The 21,566-nt window shown below is 72.4% G+C and carries 22 protein-coding genes and 1 tRNA gene; 8 read left to right on the forward strand and 15 right to left on the reverse strand.

Going from position 1 to position 21,566, the window contains the following annotated elements:
• The first annotated feature begins 12 nt into the window (after positions 1 to 12).
• Positions 13 to 369 carry an HIT family protein gene (locus tag ACFC1T_RS18265; protein ID WP_375889730.1) on the forward strand — a complete coding sequence of 119 codons (357 nt, stop codon included), beginning with the start codon at positions 13 to 15 and terminating at the stop codon, positions 367 to 369.
• Between the two features lie 15 nt (positions 370 to 384).
• Here the strand turns inward: ACFC1T_RS18265 and ACFC1T_RS18270 are convergent, their stop codons facing one another.
• The 11 genes from ACFC1T_RS18270 to ACFC1T_RS18320 all read right to left on the reverse strand — a co-directional run bounded on the left by ACFC1T_RS18270 (position 385) and on the right by ACFC1T_RS18320 (position 9,853).
• A complete protein-coding gene (locus tag ACFC1T_RS18270; RefSeq protein ID WP_375889732.1) occupies positions 385 to 1,530 on the reverse strand; it encodes a glycosyltransferase in 1,146 nt (381 codons plus the stop codon).
• 137 nt (positions 1,531 to 1,667) lie between these two features.
• Positions 1,668 to 1,741, reverse strand: a tRNA-Thr gene (locus tag ACFC1T_RS18275).
• A gap of 141 nt (positions 1,742 to 1,882) precedes the next feature.
• A complete protein-coding gene (locus ACFC1T_RS18280) occupies positions 1,883 to 3,559 on the reverse strand; it encodes a proline--tRNA ligase (RefSeq protein WP_375889734.1) in 1,677 nt (558 codons plus the stop codon).
• Positions 3,556 to 4,668 carry a glycosyltransferase family 4 protein gene (locus ACFC1T_RS18285; RefSeq protein WP_375889737.1) on the reverse strand — a complete coding sequence of 371 codons (1,113 nt, stop codon included), beginning with the start codon at positions 4,666 to 4,668 and terminating at the stop codon, positions 3,556 to 3,558. The genes ACFC1T_RS18280 and ACFC1T_RS18285 overlap by 4 nt, the downstream gene beginning before the upstream one ends.
• Positions 4,665 to 5,411 carry a WbqC family protein gene (locus ACFC1T_RS18290; protein ID WP_375889740.1) on the reverse strand — a complete coding sequence of 249 codons (747 nt, stop codon included), beginning with the start codon at positions 5,409 to 5,411 and terminating at the stop codon, positions 4,665 to 4,667. The genes ACFC1T_RS18285 and ACFC1T_RS18290 overlap by 4 nt, the downstream gene beginning before the upstream one ends.
• Complete coding sequence (locus ACFC1T_RS18295) at positions 5,408 to 6,106, reverse strand: PIG-L deacetylase family protein (protein ID WP_375889742.1); 699 nt, start codon at positions 6,104 to 6,106, stop codon at positions 5,408 to 5,410. Before ACFC1T_RS18295 ends, ACFC1T_RS18290 begins: the two co-directional genes overlap by 4 nt.
• On the reverse strand, positions 6,090 to 6,650 hold the full coding sequence (locus ACFC1T_RS18300) for a dCTP deaminase (RefSeq protein WP_375889744.1): 561 nt from the start codon (positions 6,648 to 6,650) through the stop codon (positions 6,090 to 6,092). Before ACFC1T_RS18300 ends, ACFC1T_RS18295 begins: the two co-directional genes overlap by 17 nt.
• On the reverse strand, positions 6,647 to 7,204 hold the full coding sequence (locus ACFC1T_RS18305) for a deoxycytidine deaminase (RefSeq protein ID WP_375889746.1): 558 nt from the start codon (positions 7,202 to 7,204) through the stop codon (positions 6,647 to 6,649). The genes ACFC1T_RS18300 and ACFC1T_RS18305 overlap by 4 nt, the downstream gene beginning before the upstream one ends.
• Positions 7,201 to 7,998: a TauD/TfdA family dioxygenase gene (locus ACFC1T_RS18310; protein ID WP_375889748.1), complete on the reverse strand. Its 798-nt coding sequence runs from the start codon at positions 7,996 to 7,998 to the stop codon at positions 7,201 to 7,203. Before ACFC1T_RS18310 ends, ACFC1T_RS18305 begins: the two co-directional genes overlap by 4 nt.
• A gap of 2 nt (positions 7,999 to 8,000) precedes the next feature.
• Positions 8,001 to 9,203, reverse strand: coding sequence for a metallophosphoesterase (locus tag ACFC1T_RS18315; protein WP_375889751.1), 1,203 nt, complete (start codon positions 9,201 to 9,203; stop codon positions 8,001 to 8,003).
• 2 nt (positions 9,204 to 9,205) lie between these two features.
• Positions 9,206 to 9,853 carry an rRNA adenine N-6-methyltransferase family protein gene (locus ACFC1T_RS18320; RefSeq protein WP_375889754.1) on the reverse strand — a complete coding sequence of 216 codons (648 nt, stop codon included), beginning with the start codon at positions 9,851 to 9,853 and terminating at the stop codon, positions 9,206 to 9,208.
• Between the two features lie 352 nt (positions 9,854 to 10,205).
• Between ACFC1T_RS18320 and ACFC1T_RS18325 the strand changes: the two genes are divergently transcribed.
• Positions 10,206 to 11,642, forward strand: coding sequence for a hypothetical protein (locus ACFC1T_RS18325; RefSeq protein WP_375889826.1), 1,437 nt, complete (start codon positions 10,206 to 10,208; stop codon positions 11,640 to 11,642).
• Positions 11,639 to 12,136, forward strand: a complete 498-nt coding sequence (locus ACFC1T_RS18330; RefSeq protein ID WP_375889757.1) for a GNAT family N-acetyltransferase — start codon at positions 11,639 to 11,641, stop codon at positions 12,134 to 12,136. Before ACFC1T_RS18325 ends, ACFC1T_RS18330 begins: the two co-directional genes overlap by 4 nt.
• A 16-nt stretch (positions 12,137 to 12,152) precedes the next feature.
• Here ACFC1T_RS18330 and ACFC1T_RS18335 read toward each other — a convergent pair whose 3' ends face one another.
• On the reverse strand, positions 12,153 to 12,737 hold the full coding sequence (locus tag ACFC1T_RS18335; RefSeq protein ID WP_375889760.1) for an HD family hydrolase: 585 nt from the start codon (positions 12,735 to 12,737) through the stop codon (positions 12,153 to 12,155).
• Between the two features lie 20 nt (positions 12,738 to 12,757).
• The gene (locus tag ACFC1T_RS18340; protein WP_375889762.1) at positions 12,758 to 13,840 is read right to left on the reverse strand and encodes a helix-turn-helix domain-containing protein; all 1,083 of its coding nucleotides are present in this window, start codon (positions 13,838 to 13,840) and stop codon (positions 12,758 to 12,760) included.
• Between the two features lie 302 nt (positions 13,841 to 14,142).
• Here ACFC1T_RS18340 and rfbB point away from each other — a divergent pair, with 302 nt between their 5' ends.
• Genes rfbB through ACFC1T_RS18360 form a run of 4 tightly spaced genes read left to right on the forward strand, consistent with a single transcriptional unit; the run spans position 14,143 to position 17,736 of the window.
• On the forward strand, positions 14,143 to 15,129 hold the full coding sequence (gene rfbB, locus ACFC1T_RS18345) for a dTDP-glucose 4,6-dehydratase (RefSeq protein ID WP_375889764.1): 987 nt from the start codon (positions 14,143 to 14,145) through the stop codon (positions 15,127 to 15,129).
• Between the two features lie 5 nt (positions 15,130 to 15,134).
• On the forward strand, positions 15,135 to 16,160 hold the full coding sequence (locus tag ACFC1T_RS18350) for an ATP-grasp domain-containing protein (RefSeq protein ID WP_375889767.1): 1,026 nt from the start codon (positions 15,135 to 15,137) through the stop codon (positions 16,158 to 16,160).
• The gene (locus ACFC1T_RS18355; protein WP_375889770.1) at positions 16,157 to 17,305 is read left to right on the forward strand and encodes a DegT/DnrJ/EryC1/StrS family aminotransferase; all 1,149 of its coding nucleotides are present in this window, start codon (positions 16,157 to 16,159) and stop codon (positions 17,303 to 17,305) included. Before ACFC1T_RS18350 ends, ACFC1T_RS18355 begins: the two co-directional genes overlap by 4 nt.
• Positions 17,302 to 17,736 carry a low molecular weight protein-tyrosine-phosphatase gene (locus tag ACFC1T_RS18360; RefSeq protein ID WP_375889772.1) on the forward strand — a complete coding sequence of 145 codons (435 nt, stop codon included), beginning with the start codon at positions 17,302 to 17,304 and terminating at the stop codon, positions 17,734 to 17,736. The genes ACFC1T_RS18355 and ACFC1T_RS18360 overlap by 4 nt, the downstream gene beginning before the upstream one ends.
• 51 nt (positions 17,737 to 17,787) lie before the next feature.
• On the opposite strand, the gene ACFC1T_RS18365 is transcribed toward ACFC1T_RS18360, so the two are convergent.
• Positions 17,788 to 18,963: a glycosyltransferase gene (locus tag ACFC1T_RS18365; protein WP_375889775.1), complete on the reverse strand. Its 1,176-nt coding sequence runs from the start codon at positions 18,961 to 18,963 to the stop codon at positions 17,788 to 17,790.
• 367 nt (positions 18,964 to 19,330) lie between these two features.
• On the opposite strand from ACFC1T_RS18365, the gene ACFC1T_RS18370 reads away from it, so the two are divergent.
• The gene (locus ACFC1T_RS18370; RefSeq protein WP_375889777.1) at positions 19,331 to 20,245 is read left to right on the forward strand and encodes a hypothetical protein; all 915 of its coding nucleotides are present in this window, start codon (positions 19,331 to 19,333) and stop codon (positions 20,243 to 20,245) included.
• Positions 20,246 to 20,375: 130 nt separating this feature from the next.
• Here ACFC1T_RS18370 and ACFC1T_RS18375 read toward each other — a convergent pair whose 3' ends face one another.
• On the reverse strand, positions 20,376 to 21,560 hold the full coding sequence (locus tag ACFC1T_RS18375) for a cytochrome P450 (RefSeq protein ID WP_375889779.1): 1,185 nt from the start codon (positions 21,558 to 21,560) through the stop codon (positions 20,376 to 20,378).
• Positions 21,561 to 21,566 lie beyond the last annotated feature (6 nt).

The raw sequence follows: 21,566 nt of genomic DNA on the forward strand, positions 1-21,566 counted from the left end.
ACAGGTGCAATTATGACGGCGCCGGCAACGGTTTCGGACTTCTACTGCAACGAGGCACTGAACGGTCGCACGCCGGTGAAGGTGGTGGAGGAGACCGACAGTGTGCTCGCCTTCGAGCACACCAGGCCCTCCTATCCGGTGCACATCGTGGTCGTCCCGAGGAAGCACATCCCCTCGCTGGTGGACCTCGGCGACGGCACCGAAGAGGACCTCGCCGACGTTTTCCGGGTGGTCCGAAAGGTCGCGGCGCGGGTGCGCGAGGAGTACGGCGCGGCGTGCATCGTCACGAACGAGGGCGCGTACCAGGAGTCGAAGCACTTGCATGTGCATGTGCTGTTCCGCGGCAACCTTCCGGAGGGCCTGGCCTGATGGCTTGCGGGTAGCTCAGCGGGCGTGCCGGCCGCGCGGGCGGGCGAGGGCGATCGTCCTGCTGGCGATGTCCCGCGCGGTGCGGCGGACGACGTCGGGGTCGGGGCGGCGGCGGGCGCTGCCGAGTGCGGGCAGGAGCTGCTCGCAGGCGTGCAGCAACGGCGTCCCGTCGCCCATCTCCTCGTCCGCGACGACGAGGCAGGTGGCGTGCTGGGCGTACACCTTCGCGTTGTCGAGCTGGTCGCCGCGGCTCACGGAGGCCGGCAACGGGACCAGAACGGCGGGTTTGGCCAGTGCCTCCAACTCGGCGAGCGTTGTCGCGCCAGCCCGGCCGATGACGAGATCGGAGAGCCAGAGAGCGTCGACCATGTCGCCGTGCAGGTACTCCAGCTGCCAGTAGCCGAGTGTGGAGGACAGGGCGGGGTCGAGGTTGCCGCGACCGCAGATGTGGACGATGGAGAAGTGCCGTGTCAGATTGCCGAGTTGGTGGCGGACCGCCTCGTTGACGCGCTGGGATCCGCTGCTTCCGCAGAAGATGAGCAGGACCGGCGGCCCGGCCGGCATGCCGAGCCTGGCGCGGAGGCTCTCGGGCCGGCCGTCGGCGAGGTCGTCGCGTAGGGGAAGGCCGGTGACCACAGCCTTGCGCTGGAGCCACCTGGGCAGACCGGGGGTGTCCTCGGCGAGGAAGACCGTGGTGGCGAAGCGGGCGAGGATCCGGTTGGCCAGGCCGAGGGTGTGGTCGGACTCGTGGATGGCGAGGGGGATGCGGTTCAGCCACGCGGCGATCCCCACCGGCACCGAGACGTAGCTGCCCTTGGAGAAGACAACGTCGGGCCGCTCCCGTCGCATCGCCCGCCAGGCGGCGAACACCCCGCGGGTGACGGTCGCCGGCATGGTGACGTTGCTCCAGGAGCGGAAGCGCTGCAGTCCTGCCGAGGGGACGGCCGCGAGCCGGATCCCGGCCTTCGCCGCGAGGTCCGCCTCGATGCTGTCGGCGCGGCCGAAATACACGAGTTCGCATTCTGCGCGCTGCAGTTCAGCTGCTACCGCTAGAGCGGGAACGACGTGGCCGGCGCTCGCGCCGCCGGTGATTCCAATCTTCCGATTCACGCGGTGAAGCGTAGCAGGATTCAGGGAAATCGGGCCCAATTTGAAAGCCACACCCTGGGTTTCCCGCAGGAATTCATGCCCGTCCTAAAGTGGGAGCGACGGCGGTGCGCGGCCCGGGAGTGCCGGACTGGCGAGCGGACTGGCCCAGTAGCACCAAGGGCGACTGGCCCCCGGCGCTACTGGGCCGATGGTCGGGCTGGCTGGATTCGAACCAACTCCTCGGCAACACTTATGCCGTGCTCTTCCGTTGAGCTTCAGCCCGCGATGGAAAGAACGCTACCGCACCCCGGAAAGGGTGGTCAATGCCTAATTGTCGACCCTTCTGAATTCATTTCGGGCATGGCGATTCCGGCATCGAGCCTTACTCTTTTCGATGCCGGAATCTCTGTTCTCGGTGGTCAGGTTAGGAGGCGGTCCTCCGCAGGGTGTGGAGGTGGTCGAAGGTGATCGGGCTGCGGCGGCCGGTCCAGCGGTCGACGGCCTCCAGCTCGCCGTCGGCGTGCCGGGGGGAGAGCACGAGCGCGGTGGGGACGCCGAGCGCCTGGGCGTAGCGGAACTTCTCCCCTGCGGGCAGGGGGCGGTCGTCGACGAGGAGCCGGAGCCCGAGGTGGTGGAGCTGCTGGACCGTGCGGTCGGTGCGCTCCTGTTGCTCGGGGAGGTCGGAGCGCAGGACGACGAGGTGGACGTCGGCGGGCCCGGTGCCGTGCTTCCAGCGCAGGCCCTCGGCGTCGCGGTGGACGCCGGCGAGGGTCTGGATGCAGCGGGTGAGGCCGATGCCGGAGCAGCCCATGAGGGGGGTACGCGGAGTGCCGTCGTCGCCGGTGAAGGTCAGGCTCATCTTGGCGGAGTACTGGGTGCCGAGTTCGAAGACGTGGGCGACCTCGACGGCTTCGGTGGCGCGGTAGCGGCCGGCGGGGCAGCGTCCGCAGTCGAGGCCGTCGGCCGCGGTGTGGACGTCGGCGGGGTGGAGGTCGAGCGGGGGCAGGCCGGTGGCCCCAGCCCACGAGGCGCCGGTGCGCAGGTCTTCGGGTCCGTCGGCGATGGTGAAGCGGTCGAGGCCGCTGACGGAGTGGTCGTGGACGACGTCGATCCTGGTGCAGTCCCAGGGGGTGAGGGTGCCGGCGCTCTTGTCGAGCAGGCCGGGCAGGTCCTCGGGGTCGAGGAGTTCGAGGTGATGGCCGGGGCCGAGGGTGGCGGCGAGCTTGCGGGTGCTGATGGTGAGGTCGGAGCGGATGCAGACCGCGGTGGGCCTGGTGGTGCCGTCCGGGCCTGTGACGGCGAAGACGATCACGTTGACGACGGGTTCGCCGGGGGTAGAGGTCGCGGGGAACGTGGCGCTGAGGATGGCGCCGTCGCCACGGTGGCCGCAGTGGTCGCAGGCGAGGATGCTGCTCTGGCCGAAGTCGGCGAGGGCGAGGTGCTCGGTGGTCGGGCCGGCGGAGATGGCCCCGCCGTCGGCGGGGGCCTGGACGACGCCGTGCAGGCCGATGCCGGTGAGGGCGTCGGTGCAGGCCCGGTTGAGCAGGCCGATCGACTCCAGCATGCCCGCCCGGTTGGCATCGAAGGTGTAGGCGTCGGCCATGGTGAACTCGCGTCCGCGCATGAGGCCGCCGCGGGGCGAGGTCTCGTCGCGGAACTTCGTGGTGTTGAGGGCCAGGCGCACCGGTAGGTCGCGGTGGGAGCGAAGGTGGGGCCGGACGGTGGCGACGGCCATCTCCTCGGAGGTCGGCGCGAGGCACATGTCGGTGCCGCCGACGCGGGTGGTGATCAGCGCACCCTCGGCGGTGTAGACCTTCCACCGGCCGGACTCCTCCCACAGGGTCCGGCTCTGCAGGGTGGGCAGGGAGACGCTGTTGAAGCCGTGGTGCTCGAAGGCGTCTCGGGTGATCCGGTCGAGTTGGTCGCGCACGCGCAGGCCGAGCGGGAGCAGGGTGTGCACGCCGGCGGCGTCGGTGCGGCCGACGAGGCCGAGGTGTTCGAGCAGCTCCCACGTCGGGGCGGTGGGGTCGGTGGCGCGGGGGCGGGGTGCGGGGAACAGTCGGGAGGTGTAGATCGGTGCCGGGGCAGCGGTGGTCCTCATGCGGCGGCTCCGATCGCGTCGCGGGTGACGTCGGTGAGCCGGCGGGCGCTGTGAATGATGTCGTAGCAGGAGGCGTTGGCCAGGCCCGCGGTGCTGAGGCCGGCGCGCAGCGAGTGGTCGGTGGCGAGCTTGTCGATGGCCTCGGCGAGCTGGGCGGCGTCGCCGGGGGTGTAGGGCAGGCCGGCGGCGCCGAGGGTCTGGTTCATGCCGGCGACGTCGGAGTAGATGACGGGGAGTCCGTGGGCCTGGGCCTCGATGGCCACCAGGCCGAAGGCTTCGAGGCCGGAGGTGGTGAAGAGGAAGCCGTCGAAGTCCGCGAACCGGCCCCACAGCGCTTGGCGGGGCTGGAACGGCGCGAAGCGGACGCGGTCGCTGAGGCCGAGTTCCCGGGTCCGCTGCCGGAGGGCGTCCTGCTCGGGGCCGCTGCCGATGACGGTGAGTTCGTGCCGGTCGCGCGTGAGTGCCATCGCCTCGATGGCGGTGCGGGTGCACTTGTTGGCGTCCAGGCGGCCGGCGTGCAGCAGCCGGAGCGTGTGGGTGTGGGTGTGGCGCAGGGGTCGGGCGGCGCGGGCGAGTGGGATGCCCCAGGGGACGAGGGCCGTCTTGTCGCTGTAGCGGTGGCCGGTCAGGTTGCCGATTCTCTCGGCGAGGGCAGTGTTCGGGGCGACGACGGTGGTCGCGCCCGCGACGATCTCGGTGAGGACGTCGCGGGCGAGCGGGTCGGCGGCGGCGGCGATGACGTCGGTGCCGTGGGCGATGGCCACGACCGGAATGCCGTGGGCGGCGCGGACGAAGGCGAGGGCGAGACCGAAGCCGAGGTGCTGGGCGTGGATGGCGTCCGGGCGGGCCTGGTCGAGGTGGCGGCGGACCTCGGTGGTGAGGGCTTCGACGTAGGCGTCGAAGCCGGGGCCGTAGGGCGCCTTGGTGGCGGTGGCGAGCACGGTCTCCTCGAAGCCGTGCCGCCAGGTGGGGTCGGCGGGCGGGAGCGCGAGGAACGTGGTGCGGGCGCGGTCGGCCATCTCTCCGTACAGGTCGGAGCAGAAGATCATGGAGCCGCAGGAGGGCTCCAGCGGCAGGTCGATGCCGGTGGTGATCTGCATCCTGTTCATGCGGGCTGTCCTTCCTGTTGGGGGGAGTCGAGGTAGGTGGCGAGGCCGGAGCGCAGCAGGGCGGAGGTCCCGGCCCAGCCGATCGCGCTGGCCGTATCGAGGACGGACAGGTTCGGCGTGAACCCCTGCTGCGGCCATGCCTGCTGGTAGGCCGGGTGACGGGGCAGGTACTCGTTCCAGGTGACGGCGACGCCGGCGTCGGCGAGGTCGGCGGGGTCCAGGTAGCCGCGGGTTCCGGAGCCCGCCCACAGCTCGTCGGCACCGGCCGCGCGGCAGATCCGGACGATCCGCCCGGTGCGGTCCTCCGTCGGCTCGATCGGGAGCCGGGAGGTGAGGGTCAGTTCGGCGGGCGCGCCGAGAGCGGTGGCCAGGCCGGTGGTCAGATCGAGGTTGAGGTCGAGCAGCCACCGGTGCTCTGCGATGAGCGGCGGGGCGAGGACCTGCAGCACCTCGTCGAGGTGGCGGCTGCGGCCGTAGGCCAGCCGCATCCGGCGGAGCATGCCCTGCGGGTCGAAGGTGTCGGCGATCCGCACGTCCTTGATCAGCTGGCCGTTGTGCTTGACCACCGGGACGGTCAGCCACTGGACGCCGTCAGGGGTCTTGATCCGGTTGCGGTTCTGGAAGCCGCCGTCCTCGAACTGCACGTTGTCGTACAGGGCGACGGTCCGGCACGCGAACAGGGCCTCGCAGAAGCCGAGCCACGGCGCGAACGGCGGCTGCTCGATGTAGAGCCGGTGCTTCACTGGGCCTCCTTCCGGGTGAGCAGGGTGATGAGGGAGGTCTCGAACGCCTCGAAGCGGTGGCCGTCGGCCGCGCGGGCCGGGGCGAGGGTCCAGCCCGCGTCGGCGGCGCGGTGGCGGGTGTACTCCCCGCCGAGGTACCAGCGGCCGGCCTGGCTCTGGTGCTCGGCGAGGGCCTTGACCTTGTCGGGGAGCAGGTCAGTGATGTCGACCAGCACGGTGGGGTGGAAGTCCCCTCGGGGGGCGTGGGGTTGGCCGTGCAGGATCGTGGTGCAGGTGCCGACGCGGGTCGCGGCGTTGACGGCCGCCTGCGCGACGGCGAGGTGGTCCTGGTGGTCGGGGCCGGCGTGCAGGCTGTGGGTGATCAGGACGGTGCAGCCGAGGCGCACGAGTTCCGCCTCGATGCCGGAGACCAGCTGGCGGTCGGGCACCAGGGCCCCGTCGCTGAAGCCCAGGACCAGCAGGTCGATCCCGCTGCCGGCGTAGGAGGCCGCGGATTCGGCCGCCCGTTCCTGGTCGGTGAGGCTGACGCCTCGGTCGCGGTCGGCGAGGGAGACGCCGTTGACCCCGGTGGTGACGACGACGACGGTGACGGCCGCGCCCTGCTGCCGGTAGCGGCGCAGGGTGCCGTAGCACATCAGCTCGGCGTCGTCGGGGTGCGCGACCACCGCGACGACGTGCTCACGCGGCGGCGCCACGGGCGTCCTCCTCTCGGAAGTCGCGCCAGATCTGCGACGGCTCCGGCAGGGTGCTGCCCTGGTACTTGCCGCGGTACAGCTCCCGGCGGCCGGTGGGCACCCAGAAGGTCACCTGGCCGATGCGCTGGCGGGGGTAGACCCGGACCGGCTGCACGGCGTGGAACTGCAGGGTCAGGCGGCCGAGCGACCCGAGGTCGATCAGGTCGGCGGTGCAGTGGACGAACAGGCCGGTGCGGGCGGTGGAGGAGCGGGCCCGGATGATCGGGACGAAGTGCTCGGATCCGATCGTCTCGGCGGTGGAGGCGAGGTAGATCCGGCCGGGGCGCAGGACCATGCCCTCCTCGGGGATGGTCGAGCGCGCGAACCGGTTGGGCCGACGGCAGTCGAGGGTGCGGCCTCCCCACCAGCTCCGCCGGTACCAGCCGATGTCCGAACTGAGGTGGAAGTCATAGGAGTTGGGACTCAGGAGCGAGGCGTCGAACGGGGTGATGGTGATCCGCCCCGCCTCGGCTTCGTCCTTGATCTGGTGGCCGGTGAGGATCACGCGGCGTTCACCTCCGCAGAGGGGCTGGCGGCACCGCCGCCGGCCAGGGCGTGGGGAGCGAACGGGGAAGGGTCGCTGAGGGTGCCGTAGTACCCGGCGTACGGCATGTGGAAGCCGACCGCGTCCCAGAAGGACACCTGGCCGATGACCATGCCCGCGTACACCCTGAGCGGCTGGGTGACGACGATCTCCAGCGTCCAGCAGTGGACCGCGCCGAGCTGGGCGAGGTCGGCGCTGATCTGGGTGAACAGTCCGAGGCGGCCGACGGAGGAGCGGCCGATCAGGCTGGTGACGTAGTGGTTGGAGCCGATGCGCTCCACGGTCGAGCCGAGGTAGACCCGGCCGGGCCGCAACCGGTAGCCGCGGGCCGGGATCGTGATCGTCCGGGTGGGCGGGATGGTGTGCGGGTCGACGGGCGTGCGGGTGAACACCTTGAGGGTGCCCCCGAGCCGGTAGCCGTGGCTGTTGGGATTCGTGTGCTGCGGCAGGAACGGGTCGATTGTGATGTGACCCGCCTTCACCGCTTCGGCGATGGCGGGTCCGGTGAGGATCACCGGGTGCCGCCCTGCACGTAGGTCTGCCGCAGCAGCCGGCGCTGGCCGGGCTCGATCGCCTCCTGGCTCTCGCCGAGCGGCATCCGGCCGTGGGCCCAGCGCAGCTGGTCGAAGATCAGGAGCTGCCCGGGGCGGAGCCTGATCTCGGCGCGGTGGCGCAGCGCTGCGGCGGCGAGGGCGCCGAACGCGGTCGCCGCCTCCTGGCGGGCGGCGTCGGTGCCGTCGACGAGCTCGCCGCGCAGCAGGTGGGGGTACATCTTGCTGGTGAACCGGATCGGCAGGCCCGGTTCCAGCTGCTCGGGCAGGACCGCGAAGCGCTCCAGCCCCTGGCCGACGCCGTGCACGCCCTTGTCGGTCCAGTATCGGAACACCGGCTGCCGGAGCAGCGCCCGTTCGGCGTCGCCGAGTTCGGCGGTGGCGGCCCACAGGTCGGCCAGGGCCGAGGCCCCGCCGCCGGCCGGGTCGTCGCGCTCGCAGTACAGCGCGATGTAGCGCGGGATGAGGTCGCGGTCGACGAGGTCGACGTGCAGCCGGTTCTCCCCGGTGCCGTGGGTGCGGCCCGGGTCGGCCTCGGGGCGGACCTTGAGGCTGCTCCAGCAGCCGTCGCCCGGGTAGACGGCCAGGACGGGACCGAGCGCGGACAGCAGGGAGAGCGCGAGTTCCTGGTTCAGGCGGTGGTCGGCGGGGTCGAAGTCGACCAGGGCGCGCCCGTCGCCCTCGCCGGTGATGTGCTCGGCGAAGCCGTGCGGTGCGACGGGGGCGTCGAGGAACTTGGATGCGGGCAGCGACTGCATGGTCAGGACCCCTCCTTGACGTGGTCGGTGAGCAGGCCGCGCAGCGTGCGCGGCGGGTCGAGCGGGCTGGCCCGCAGGCCGAGACGGTCGGCCAAGTAGGCGGTAGTGGCGACGGCGCCCCTGTTGCTGGTAGCCCCGGCGGTGACGGGGCTCTCGCCCAGGCTCTCGACCTGGGCGGCGATCTCCCCGGCCGCGTGCGGGTCGTCGAGGACGACCAACTCGGTGTCGAAGGGCGCGGCGGCCACCAGCGCCTGCCGGTCGACGTGTCGGGGCAGGCCGGTGCGCAGGGTGTAGTGGTTGAGCACGAAGGCGTCGGCCCCCGCCGCGCGCCGGCCCCGCTCGGCCAACAGCTCGGCGAGCTGGCGCCTATCGTCCACCGGGGCGGCAAGGTGTCCGATCGTCGTCCTTCCCCAGGCCCGGAACGCGCCGACGGCTTCCCGCACGTAGCCCGGGACCGACCCGCGTGGGACCTCACGGCCGCCGGTGTAGTCGATGGTGAACGAGGGCCCTGCCGGGCCGAGGTCGATCCGCAGCAAGCCGGCACCGCACTCGGGCGGCTTGACCACGTACCGCGGCGGGAGCGCCCAGTGGCCCATCGGGCTGTGGCAGTGCCCGGCCACCACGAGCTCCAGCGGGCCGTCGGCGAGTTGGAGCGCCACGTCCGTCTCGAAGCCGCTGTGGCTCAGCCCGAGCACCACCTCGGCGCCCGCCTCCAGCAGCCGGTCCCGCTCGGCGGCCAGCAGGGCGTCGGTTGGCTCCTCGAACACGAACCCGGCGCGCTCGGCGGACGGCACCGCCCCGAACGCCTGGGCCCCGAGCACGCCCACGATCCCGATGCGCCGGCCGGCCGCCTCCAGGAGCAGGCCCCGCTCCCACCGCCCGGCGAAGGCCGGGGGCGGTGTCAGGTTCGCGCACACAACCGGGGGGAAGCGGTCGGGCTCGTGCAGCCGCAACAGGTCGGCCAGGTCGTGGTTGCCGGGCACCACTGCGTCGTAGAGGTCGGCCAGCAGCCGCTCCTCCGTACGCCCCCGGGAGTACTCGTGGAAGGCACTGCCGCCGAAGAAGTCGCCGACGTCCACGACCAGCGCGCCCAGCTCGCGTAGCGCCTGGACGGCGGCGAGCATCCCCGTACCGTCCGGCACCGCCGAGTGGAGGCAGCCCGTCGCCGCCACCGTCACCGTGTTGATGGCCAATTCCCTGTCCACGCTCAGCACCTCGTGATCGACACGACGCGCAGCGGAACGGCCGCCTCGGGCCAGAAGTCGCCGCGCGAGATCCCGTCGACCTCCTCCAGCCGCAGGCCCGCGCCGAACCAGGCCCCGGCGGCGGTGTGGTCGGCCGTGACGGCGGGGACCACCGCCAGGCCCCGAGCCACGTTGGCGGTGGAGGCGAACACGTGGGCGGTGATCCCGAAGGCCAGCGTCCAGTCGAACGGGAGGATCGACAGGAGCACCGTGCCGACGGGCAGCTCGCCGTCGAGGTCGACCTCGCGAACGTCGGACAGCAGCGGCCGGGCCCGGTCGCCATACGGTTCGAGGGCCGGGCACAGCACCTCGGCCATCCGCGGGTCCTTCTCGATCGCCCAGATCCGGTGCCCGGCCCGCGCCACCGCAGCGGACAGCGTGCCCAGGCCCGCGCCGACCTCCAGCACCGCGTCGCCGGCGCGCAGACCCGCCAGGTCCAGCAGCCGCGTCGCAACTGCCGGGGAACGCAGGAAGTGCTGGCCGAGGTCGGTCCGGGCCTGGAAGTCGCTGTCCCGCAGGTCCGCGACGACCGCGCTCTCCGCCAACTGAAGCGTGGCCGCCGAGGGCGCCGCCGCAAGCTCCGGGCTGCGCGTCCTGACAGAGGTTGCCATGGTTTCCCTTCCGCAAGATGTGAGCCGGAGCGTCCTCAGAGGGCCTGCTCGCCGGCAGCGGTGCCGCGACCGCGGTTGCTCGGCAGCTGGGCCGGTCGGAATCGCTCCGGTGCCAGGTCGGGCTTCTGATGTGCCAACTACGCTAGGAATCACCGAAGTCGGGAAACACTCACCGGGAGTACGGGTTCGTGCTCCTCCGCGCCGGTGGTGCCGCGCGGATGCACAAGAACACACCCTTGGTCGGTTGACCGGCAGAGGCGGAGGCCGCGATCGTCGAGAACTTCGCGCGGTCGGTGTGAAAAGCCGCGAATTCGCACACACAGCAGCTCGGTTGACGTACCGTCGCCGGGTGATGACGCTCGGAGACTCCCAGCTAGGGGCCGAGACGGCACCCTCCGGCGACCGCCCCGGAGCGGTTCTGGTGCAGGCCCTCGGATACGCCAACTGGTCGCCGCGCGAGCTGGTCCGCGAGATCAACGGAAGGCTCGCCGGCCTTGGCGAACGACGACTCGACCTCACCGTCGCCCACGCCTGGAGCCGCGGCTCGGTGCCACGCTCTGAGACGGTCCGCCGCCTGGCCGCCGCGGTGCTGACGGAGAGGACCGGCCGGCCGTACACCCAGACCATGCTCTGGGGGACTCCCGAGCTGGACGCTCGCAGGGACGAGCGGACCGTCACCGACGACCTGGTCGGGCGTCGCTCGCTGGCCGCCGTGCTGGCCACCGCTACCGCCTGGAACGCGACCGACCCCGCGTCCCAGGCAACGCTCCGTCCGTCCGGTGACCTGTTCACCGCGGCCTGGGACGCCGACCGACAGCAGCCCCACAGCATCAGCCGCGAGAGCGGTACCGACCACGTACTGCCGCCGATGATGACGCTGCTGGAATCCCACCTCGCCGACCTGCGCCGCCTCGACGACGCCGCCGGAGGGGGCGCCATCTCCCAGCGGTACGTGCGCAACGCCCTCGACGGCGTCCTGTCGCTCCTGCAGAACAGCCGCTACACGCCGGACATCGGCACCCGGCTTCTGCGAACCGCCGGAGGACTCGCCCAACTCGCCGGGTGGATGGCCTTCGACGCCGACCTCTCGGCCCCGGGCCAGCGCTACCAGCTGTTCGCTATCCGACTCGCCCGTGCCAGCGCGGACCACGACACCGTCGCCAACATCCTCGGCATGCTCGCCTACCAGCACGCGGCGGCCGGCAACCCCACGGCGGCGATCCGCTTCGCCGAGGCCGCCGTCGACAAGGCCGCCAAGAGCCTGCCCACCGTCCGGGCTCGCGCCCTGGGCCGACTCGCCACGGCCCACGCTGCCGCCGGCGACATCGACGCCTTCCGTTCTGCCACCGACCGCTGCCTCGCGTTCCTCGAGCACCGTCGCGATGACGATCCCCCGGCGCTCTACTACTTCACCGCCGACCAGGTGGCCGCCGAGAGCGGGCAGGGCCTCGTGGACCTCGCCATAGCCAACCCCGGAGCCCGAGGCCGTCGTCTGCTGACCGAGGCGCACGCCCTCCTGTCACCGATCACCGCGCACGGACCCACCACCGGCTACACCCGTTCCGCCTTCCTGCACGGTGTCCACCTCGCCAGGGCCCACCTGCTCGCCCACGACACTGAAGCCACCCTCGCCACATTCGGAAGACTCACCGTCCATCTGCCCGAAGTCCAGTCCGTGCGCTGCCGCAACCTGCTGCTCGGGATCCGTCGGCACGCCGGAACCCGGATCAAGTCGGCGAGCGGCAAGGATGCGCTGAACCGAGTGGACAGGGCACTATCGGGCCTATGACGCCGACTGGTCTTGCCCGCCCCGTTGCCGCCGCGCTCTCCGCCGTGCCGTACGACCACCCGGAGGCCCGCCGCCTCACCACCGCCCTCCACGCGGAGCAGACCGCCATGTACGGCTTCGCCGACGACCCGGCGGCCACCGAGCCGTCGCTCTTCGCGCCGCCGAACGGCCTCTTCCTCATCGCTCACCCAGACGGCCATGACGAGGCGCTCGCCTGCGGTGGCTGGCACCTGGTCGCTCCGGCCACGATCGAGATCAAGCGTATGTACGTCGCCCCGGAGGCTCGCGGGTTCGCCCTCGGCAGCCGGATCCTGCGCGCCCTGGAACACGAGGCGTACGAGCTCGGCGCACGACGCGCCATCCTGGAGACCGGCAGCCGCAACCTGGCCGCGCTCGCCCTGTACGAGCACCTCGGTTACCAGCCGATCCCCTCGTACGCTCCCGGCCGCGATCCGCTCGTCAACCGCGCCATGGCCAAGCAGCTCACGGCGTAGGCGCCGCCCGGGCCCGTCAGGCCGGCGTGGACTGCCAGTCGGTGGGGTCGAGCGCGAGCGCGGCGTCGGCGATCCGCTGGGCCGACGCGGTCGTGAGGGCAGCACGGCAGCGGTCGATCTTGCCCTGCACCGCGGGGATGCCAGCGGCTCGGTACTCGGCGGCGCGCAGCAGGCAGTCGAGTTTGTCGGCGTCCTTGGCGCAGCGGGCCTCGGGGGTGGTGCCGTCCTCGAACTCGGCGATCACGTCGGCGAAGAGGGCCTGGACGGCCGGGTGGGCCGCCGCGGTCTGGTCGGCCGTGACCTTGCGGGGGTCGGCGGCGGTGACGTACCGGCGGGTGAGCGGGGTGAGGTCGCCGGTACGGGCCTCGGGGACGTCGTGAAGGGTTGCCAGCAGGCTGGTGCGGGCCGGGTCGGCTCCCTCCAGAGCGGCGAGGGTCGCGGCGATCACGGAGGTGCGGTGGCTGTGCTCGGCGACAGTCTCGGTAGCGGACAGCGGGATGCCGTCCTGCCGCCAGCCGGTACGGGGCAGCGCGCGAAGGGAGCCGGCCTCGAAGAGGAGACGGGCGACGCCCGCTGCCTGTTCACCGTCGAGCTGCACCACAGGGTCCTCCTGATCGCATGTCACCCGTCGTCCCGACCGTAGCGCAGGCGGTCCAGGTCTCGCCGGGACGTCGCGGAGATGAGACTCCCGTCGAGCAGCTCGGCCGCGAACGCCCCGAACGCCTGGGCGGCATCCGGTGCTGCGTGCGGCAGCCACGGGTGCAGGGCCAGCAGGGTGCTGATCGAGTGGACGTACAAGTCGACGGTGCCGGGCGCGAGGTGGAACGAGGAGACGAGGGCGCGGAAGAGACGGATCGGATCCCAGGACGCCGGGTCCGGGTGGTGCATGAAGCTGTCGTCGGTCTGGTCGGCCGGCATCGCGCCCAGCCACAGCGCCCAGTAGGACAAATTCGCTAGCTCGCCCCGCTCGTCCTCCAGCAGCGCGGTGGAGATGAAGTGCCGCAGCTGGTCCGGATCGCCCTGGCGCGCGGCGACGGTGGCGACGGTGCGGGCCTCGATCGAGCGGGTGCTGTAGCCGCGCCGGCCCAGGGCGGGTCGCATGCCGCGCAGGGCCTGCTCCGACCAGACGGCGGCATCGGCGGCGGTGTCGTAGCTGGCGAGGTAGAGGGCCTGACGGTGCAGCAGGCCGCCATTCCCGTCGGCGGTGGCGTGCTCGGCGGTGGTGCGGAGGTTGGCGAAGAAGCGGGTGCGGTCGGGTGCGGGCAGCAGCGGGCCGGGGCGGGCCGGGCCGCGCCGGGGCCGGGAGACGCGGTCGGCCAGCGCCGGCGGCGGGGTGCCGCGAAGCGCCCAGGCGACCAGGAGAGCGGAGTCGCGGGGCTGGACCCACCCGGCCAGCGGGTGGCGGCCGGTCTCGACCGGCGGGTCGAGGACGGCGGCCAGGACGCGGTCGGCGTCCAGAGCAGCGCCGCTGTGCGCGAGCAGCAGCGGGTCGGCCCCCAGCAGGGCCAGGCGTCGGCGCAGGTCCAGGTAGTCGCCTGCGCGGGTGTGGGTCAGCGGGCGACGGCCGGACTCCCAGCCCTGCACGGTGCCGACATCGACGCCCAGATCCTCCGCCAGCCCCTCCTGGGTGCGCGGGATGCTCTCGCGGGCCAGACGCAGCAGGTAGCCGGAGACCAGACCGGCCGACGGCACTTTCGCGGACACGGGCCCCTCCTTCGCGCGCTCATTCACGGCTTTCACGCCGAGGCCACGGAGTTCACGACGCTCGCGGCGTCCACCTCTGTCCGCCGGCGGACAGAGGGTGTGTCGTTGTGCAACCGCGCGGTCCCGCCAGCGCCGAAGGGCGCTACCCGTACTGCCGGTGAGTGTTTCCCACAGTGCCTGATTCCTAGCGTAGTTGGCACATCAGGGGCCCGGCCGGACAACGCGGCAAACACCACCTGACCGGCCTGCCGCACAGCCGCTGCCCCAGGCCAACTCCGTTGTACGAGAGGGGACGGATCTCGATGAAAGTTCTGGTCACCGGCGGAGCCGGGTTCATCGGCTCGCATTTCGTGGACCGCCTGCTCCGCCGGGACGACGTGGAGCACGTGACGGTGCTCGACGCGCTCACCTACGCGGGCAACCTCGCCAACCTGGAACTCGCCCGCGGCTCGGGCCGCTGCGACTTCGTGCACGGCAACATCCTCGACACCCACCTGGTCGGACAGCTGGTCGGCCGCCACGACGCCGTGGTGCACCTCGCGGCCGAATCGCACGTCGACCGCTCGCTCCTGGACGCCGGACGATTCATCGCCACCAACGTGGCCGGCACCCACACGCTCCTGGAGGCCGCCCGCCGGGCCGGGGTCTCCCGGTTCGTCCACGTCTCCACCGACGAGGTATACGGATCGCTGGAGACCGGGGCCGCGACCGAGCAGTGGCCGCTCGCCCCGAGCATCCCCTACGCCGCCTCCAAGGCCGCCGGCGACCTGGTCGCCCGCTCCTTCTTCGAGACGTACGGCGTGCCGGTGTGCATCACCCGCTCGTCCAACAACTACGGGCCCCGCCAGTACCCGGAGAAGGTGATCCCCAGGTTCGTCAGCAGCCTGCTGCAGGGCCGGGCGGTGACCGTGCACGGCGACGGCGAGCACCAGCGCAACTGGCTGCACGTCGAGGACCACTGCGCCGGCATCGAACTCGTCCTCGACCAGGGCGTGGCGGGCGAGGTCTACAACATCGGCGGCGGCCACGACCTCACGACCAACCAGCTCGCCACCCTGCTGCTCGGCATCCTCGGCGCGGACCGCTCCATGCTGCAGCACGTGCCCGACCGCACCGCCAACGACCGCCGGTACGCGATGGACTGGTCGAAGATCGCCCACCTCGGCTACCAGCCCGCCCACGACCTCGAACCCGGCCTCGCCGCCACGGTCGCCTGGTACCGCGCCAACCCGGCCTTCTGGCAGCACACCGCCCCGCTCGCCGCCGACCTCGCCCCGGCCGGGTTGTGACCGCGATGACCTCCACCGTCACCACGGCGGCGGGGCCGGGCGAGGGACGGCGGATCGTCGTAACCGGCGTCGGCGCCAACCCCGGCTTCGACCTCGCCCGCAGCCTCCAGAACCTGGGCCACCACGTCATCGCCACCGACGCCCAGCCCCTCGCCCCCGGCCTGCTCCTGCCCGACGTCACCGCCCGCGTCACACCGCGCGCCGACGATCCCCGATACAGCGCGGCGCTGCTCCAGCTGTGCAGGAACACCGACGCGGACGCCCTGATCGTCGGCATCGAACCCGACCTGCCGCCCGTGCTGCGCGCCCGCCGGGCCCTGGCCGCCGCCGGCGTCCGGGTCTGGCTGCCCACCGCCGAGGCGGTGCACTCCTGCCTCGACAAGGCCGCCTTCCACCGCGTGCTGACCGAGCACGGGGTGCCGACCCCGCGCAGCTGGCTGCCCGATCAACTCGACCAGATCCCGGACGGGACGGAGCTGGTGGTCAAGCCGCGCGGCGGCCACGGCGCGCAGCACGTGCACTTCCCCGCCACCGTGGAGCAGGCCCGGGTGCTGTGCGAGCTGGTCCCCGACCCGCTCGTCCAGGAGCGTGTCCACGGCGAGGAGTTCACCGCCGACTGCCTCGTCGACCGGGCCGGGCGCGCCTCGATGGTGCTGCGCCGGCGCAGCCTGGTGAAGGCCGGCCTCGCGGCCGTCGCGGTCACCTTCCACGACGAGCGAGTGGCCGAGCAGGTCCGCCGCACCCTGGCGGCCGTCGGCGCGGCCGGGCTGAGCTGCGTGCAGGGCTTCATCACCGACCGAGGCCCGGCGCCGGTGGTCATCACCGAGGTCAACGTCCGGGTGGCCGGCGGGTTCGCGCTCGCCGAGGCCGCCGGCGCGGACCTGATCGCCCAGGCCGTCAACGGCCTCTTCGGCCAAGCCGTCGACCACGGCCGCCTCGCATACCGGGACGACGTCTTCCTCACCAAGTACACCGAGACGCTGACCGCCGGCGACGCCTCCACCCTCCGAGCCCTCCAGGAGCAGCAATGACCCTCGCCCCCACCGCCCCCGCCCGGCCGGGCATCGAGCGCAACGCCACCCCCTACCTGTACGGGACCGAACTCGAAGGGCTCGCCGAGGTCCTGGCGAGCGGCCAGTACGGGCACAGCGACGTCACCGAGACCTTCGAGCGGCAGGTCGCCGACTTCCTCGGCGTGCGGGAGGTGGTGGCCGTGTCCTCCGGGACCGCGGCCCTACACGCGGCGCTGGTCGCCGCCGGCGTCGGCGCCGGTGACGAGGTGCTGGTTCCGTCGATGACGTTCTGCGCCTCCGTGCAGGCGATCCTCGCCGCCGGGGCCGAGCCCCGGTTCGTGGACGTCGACCCGGCCACGATGTGCACCACCCCCGACCTCGTGCAGGAGGCGCTGACCGAGCGCACCACCGCGGTCATGCCCGTCCTGTTCGGCGGCCGGGCCATCGACTTCGCCCCGATCGCCGACCTGCTCGACCGGCGCGGGATCGCCGTCGTGGAGGACGCCGCCCACGCCTTCGGCTCCCACACCACCGACGGCCGCAAGGTCGGGGCGCACGGGCACCTGACCTGCTTCTCCTTCGGGCCGATCAAGAACCTCACCTGCGGCCAGGGCGGCGCGGTCGTCCCCCGCACCCCCGAGGAGGCCGACCGGCTGCGCACCCTGCGGCTGCTCGGCATGGTGGAATCCGCCGCCGACCGCGCCGCCTCCACCACCTACCAGGTCACCGCCGCCGGGTTCCGCTACCCGATGTCCGCCCTGAACGCAGCGATCGGCACCGCCCAGCTCGCCCACTTCGACGAGGCCGCCACCGTGCGCCGCGCGCTGTGGCGCACCTACCGCAACGCGCTGGCCGGCCTGCCCGGCGTCGAGCTGGTCGACGTCGACGTCGAGCGCTCCGTCCCGCACCTGTGCGTCGTCACGGCCCCCGACCGCGACCGCGTCTGGGCCGAGATGCGCGACGCGGGCATCGGCGTCGGCGTCCACTACCCGCCCAACCACCTCCAGCCTGCCTTCGCCTCCTGGGCCCGGCCGCTGCCGGACACCGAACAGCTCGCCGGGCGCATCCTCACCCTGCCGTTCCACCCGCACCTCACCGAGGATGACGTCCACCGCACCGTCGCCGCGTTGCGCGAGGCCCTGAGCGCCGGAGACGCCCGATGACCGCCCCTGCCGCGCCCCGGCGCATCCTCGTCGTCTGCCTCGGCAACTACTGCCGCAGCCCGCTGGCCGGGCGCGTCCTCGCCGACCTCGGCGGCGACGCGGTCGAGGTCCGCTCCGCCGGACTGATCGACAAGTGGGAGGAGGCCCACCCCGAGATGACCGCTGCCGCCACCGCCCTCGGCTACGACCTCACCGAGCACAAACCCAAGCAGGTCACCCGGAAGCTGATCGACTGGGCCGACCTCGTCCTCGCCATGGACCACTCCGTCCTGGAACAGCTCCGAGGCATCGCCGGACCCGACACCGCCGCCGAGATCCGCCTTTACCTCGACCACGACCGGGACGTCCCCGACCCGATGGGCCGTCCCGCCGCCGAGTTCGCCGCCTGCGCCCTGCTCATCGAAGCGGGAGCCGCACACCACCTGCGCTGACCACGCACCCGACGGCCCCGGTGCCCGCGGGGGCACCGGGGCCGTTCGGGTTCAGCGGCCGGAGGCGGCGTCGAGCACCACGTCGACCAGGCGCTCGGCTGCGTCCGGGCGGCCGTGCTCGCGGGAGCGGGCCGCCATCGCCCCGCGCCGCGCCGGGTCGGCGAGCAGTGGGGCCAGCGCCTCCCGCAGGGCGTCCGCCGTGACGTCGCCGATCAGGGCGACGGCCGCGCCGGCGTCCTGAAGGTGGACGGCATTGTGGGCCTGCTCGTTGCCCGCCGAGGTGGGCAGCGGGATGAACACTGCGGCCTTGCCGAGCGCGGTCAGCTCCGCGAGCGTCCCCGCTCCGCTGCGGCTGACCACCACGTCCGCCAGCGCCAGCACGTCCGGCAGCTCCGCCCCCATGTAGCCGGTCAGCAGGTAGCGAGCAGCCAGGTGCGACGGCAGCGCCTCAACCGGGCCGCGCAGCGCCGCCTCGTTGGCCGGGCCGCACTGGTGGATCACGTTGGCGTGCTCCAGCAGCCACGGCAGGACCGCCGACACCAGGGTGTTGATCTGCACCGAGCCCTGCGCGCCGCCGGTGACGTACACCGTCGGCAGCGACCGGTCGAAGCCGTCCAGGCCCAGGGCGGTCACCGCCTTGTCGGCCTGCCCGGTCAGCACCGCCGGCCTCACCGGGTTCCCGGTCATCACCGCGGTGCGGCGCGCGGACTCCGGCAGCAGCGGCAGCGTCGACTCCGAGGACACCGCGACCCGGGTCGCCGCCCGCGCCAGCACCTTGTTCGCCAGCCCGAGGCGCACCGTCTGCTCGTGCACCACCAGCGGAACACCGCACGAGCGCGCCGCCAGCCCGACCGGCACCGCCACGTACCCACCCGTCGCCAACACCACGTCCGGTCCGAACTCCGTGATCAGCGACCGGGCCTGCGCCGCGCCCAGCGGCACCCGGCCCATGTCCCGCACGTTCGCCGGGGAGATCATCTTCAACGGGTTCGAGGAGCGCCGGACCTTGCCGGTGGCGACCGGTGCGAACCGGATGCCCTCCGCCGGAGCGACTCGGGCCTCCAGCCCCTCAGCGGTGCCGATCCACAGCACCTCCACCGTTCGACCCTGTGCCGCGAGCCGGCCCTGCAACGTTTGCACTGCGGTCAGCGCCGGGTAGGTGTGCCCGCCCGTGCCGCCGCCAGTCACAACCAACCGCAGCGGTCCGCCCTGCTCGTTGAGCCCCATGCCCGTCTCCCATCGACCATCGCGTCGCACATGTTGACTGAGACCCCTCAGCCTACGGTGGAACGGACACTGTCCGTTGTGGCTCGGTTCCAAGGCGTACCACCCTGTCGGGCCCGAGAACCGCACCGACCTCACCGCCATCACCCGGAGCACGCTGGGTACGCCCGCCTCCCATACCGCTGGCAGCAGATGCAGAACGAGCGGGCTGCGCGCACTGTCGTTCTGTGTGATCAAGGTCGCTCGGCGTTGGCTTCACTTGCGGACGGTTCGCGGCTATGGTCCGTCGTCCCTCCGGTCGGGACAGTCCCGACCGAGGAACGAGGAGGTCCCCCTGCGCGTCCACCGCAGCCCGCACCCGTCCCGCTTCGTGATCATCCCGAACGCTCTGGCGCAGAACCGCTCGATCTCGTACACCGCGAAGGGTCTGTTCGTCGACCTGATCTCGCGGCCGGAGGAGTGGCGGGAGACCTGCCGGCAGATGGCGGACTCCAGCCCGCAGGGCCGGAAGTCGGTTGAGGACGCGCTCGACGAGCTTCGGGCGTGGGGGTACTACCGGGTGGATGTGGTACGGCTGCCGAACGGCCGACTCCGGTCCGAGGCCCATCTTTTCGACGTGCCGCAGCGGCCGATGCTGCCGGGTGCCGACATACCGGCGTCCGGTGAGCCGGAGTGCGGTGATCCTGACGCCCTTCTTGGAAAGTACCTGGTCAAAGAACCCTCCCTCCCTGTCGCCGAGGAGCCGCAGGCGGAGGAGCCGCGCGGATCGCGGGCCGAGGAGGAGCAGGGAGGGAGGGAGGACGAACTCGACTCCCGAACGACCGCCGACGGCGGGGAGGAGGCCGACGAGGACACCCGGGCGGCGGCTGTGGTCCTCCTGCGGGCGGTCCGGCCCGAGCGCAGACTGCCGCTCGGCGAGGCCGAGGCGGCGGCGCTCGCTCCGCTGGTGCGGGCGTGGCTGGACCGAGGCGGCTCCGAGGAGGGGCTGCGCGAGGCGCTGCTGACCGGTCTGCCCAGCGTGGTCTACTCGCCGGCCAAGGTGCTGCAGAGCCGCCTCGAGCGCAAGATGCCGCCACCGCAGCGCCTGAGCGCGACGCCGTTGCGACCCAGACGCTTCGCTGAGTGCGAGGAGTGCCGCGATCCGCTGCCGGAGCCGGGTCTGTGCCGGGCGTGCTCGGGAACTCGCCGCCAGAGCGGTCCGGATGAGGCGCTTGCACGGGTGACGGCCAGGGGGCGGGCCAAGGTCCGGGCTGCGATGGCCACCGGGGCGGGCAAGGCCGCGTAGGCCCTGTTGTCAGGCGCGGAGCAGACCGGTGACCCTTGCTGACCTGGGTGAACACTTCTGGCCCCGTGTAGGGCCGGTGCGGCACGTGTGCGGGGGCGAGGAGATCCTCCCGCCCCCGCACGGCGCGAGCCTAGAGTTTCACCGGCAGGGCGACCAGGCCGCGGACCAGCCGGGACTGCCGCCACACGAGCTGGTCGGCCGGGACCGCCAGCTGGAGGCCGGGAAACTGCTGCAGAAGGATCGTGAGGACGATCTCGACCTCCGCACTGGCCAGCGGTGCGCCGAGGCAGCGGTGGATTCCGTGGCCGAAGGCGAGGTGGCTGGCGGCGTTCGGGCGGTCGAGGTCAAGTCGGTCGGGGTCGGGGAACTTCGCCGGGTCGCGGTTGGCCGCGCCCGGGCAGACGAAGACCGGGCTGCCGGCGGGCACCGTGGTTCCGGCGAGGTCCACCTCGTCGGGAGCCCAGCGCCACGTGGCGATGCTGACCGGGGAGTCGTACCGGAGCAGCTCGTCGACGGCACCGGCGATGCAGTGCGGGCTCGTGCGCAGGTGATCCAGATCGGCGGGGTGCTGGAGCAGCGCCAGCACGGCGTTGCCGATCGCCGCGGTGGTGGTCTCGTGGCCGGCGACCAGGAGCAGCACGGCGAGCGAGAGCAGCTCGTCCTCGCTCAGCCGGTCCTCGTCCTGGTCGTGGACCGCGATCAGGTCGGAGAGCAGCGAGCGGTCCGGGTGGGCGCGCTTGGTGGTGATCAGCTCGGCCATGTAGCCGGCCAGGGCGTGGGAGGCCGCGTCGATACGGGAGTGGTCGCCGGTGGCGAAGAGGTCGGTCGACCAGGAGCGGATCAACGACCGGTCGACCGTCGGCACGCCGAGGAGCTGGCAGATGACGGTGACCGGCAGCGGGCCGGCCAGGTCCTCGACGAGGTCGACCTCGGTGCCGGGCTCCCACATCCCGATCAGCTGCTCGGCCAAGGCGCGGATGTAGGGGCGGAGTCCGTCGATCCAGGCTGGGGTGAACGCCTTGGTCACCAGCCGCCGCAGTCGGGTGTGCTCGGGTGGGTCGACGGTGAGCATGGTGCGGGCGACGGCCGGGTGGAGTGAGCGGCCGGAGGGCTTGTCCGCGAAGTAGGCGCCGGCGTCCTTGGACAGCGGAGCGGTGAACGCCTGCCGGGCCTCGTCGTAGCCGGTGACGACGGCCATGGTGGAGGCGCCGCCTTCCAGGGACGCCTGCAGGACCGGGGACTTCGTCCGCAGAGCGGTGTAGGTGGGGTAGCGGTCGGCGTAGAACGCCGGGTCGGTGAAGGGCGAGGAGGCCATGTCGTT

Source organism: Kitasatospora sp. NPDC056076, from assembly GCF_042266305.1.
Classification (GTDB): Bacteria; Actinomycetota; Actinomycetes; order Streptomycetales; family Streptomycetaceae; genus Kitasatospora.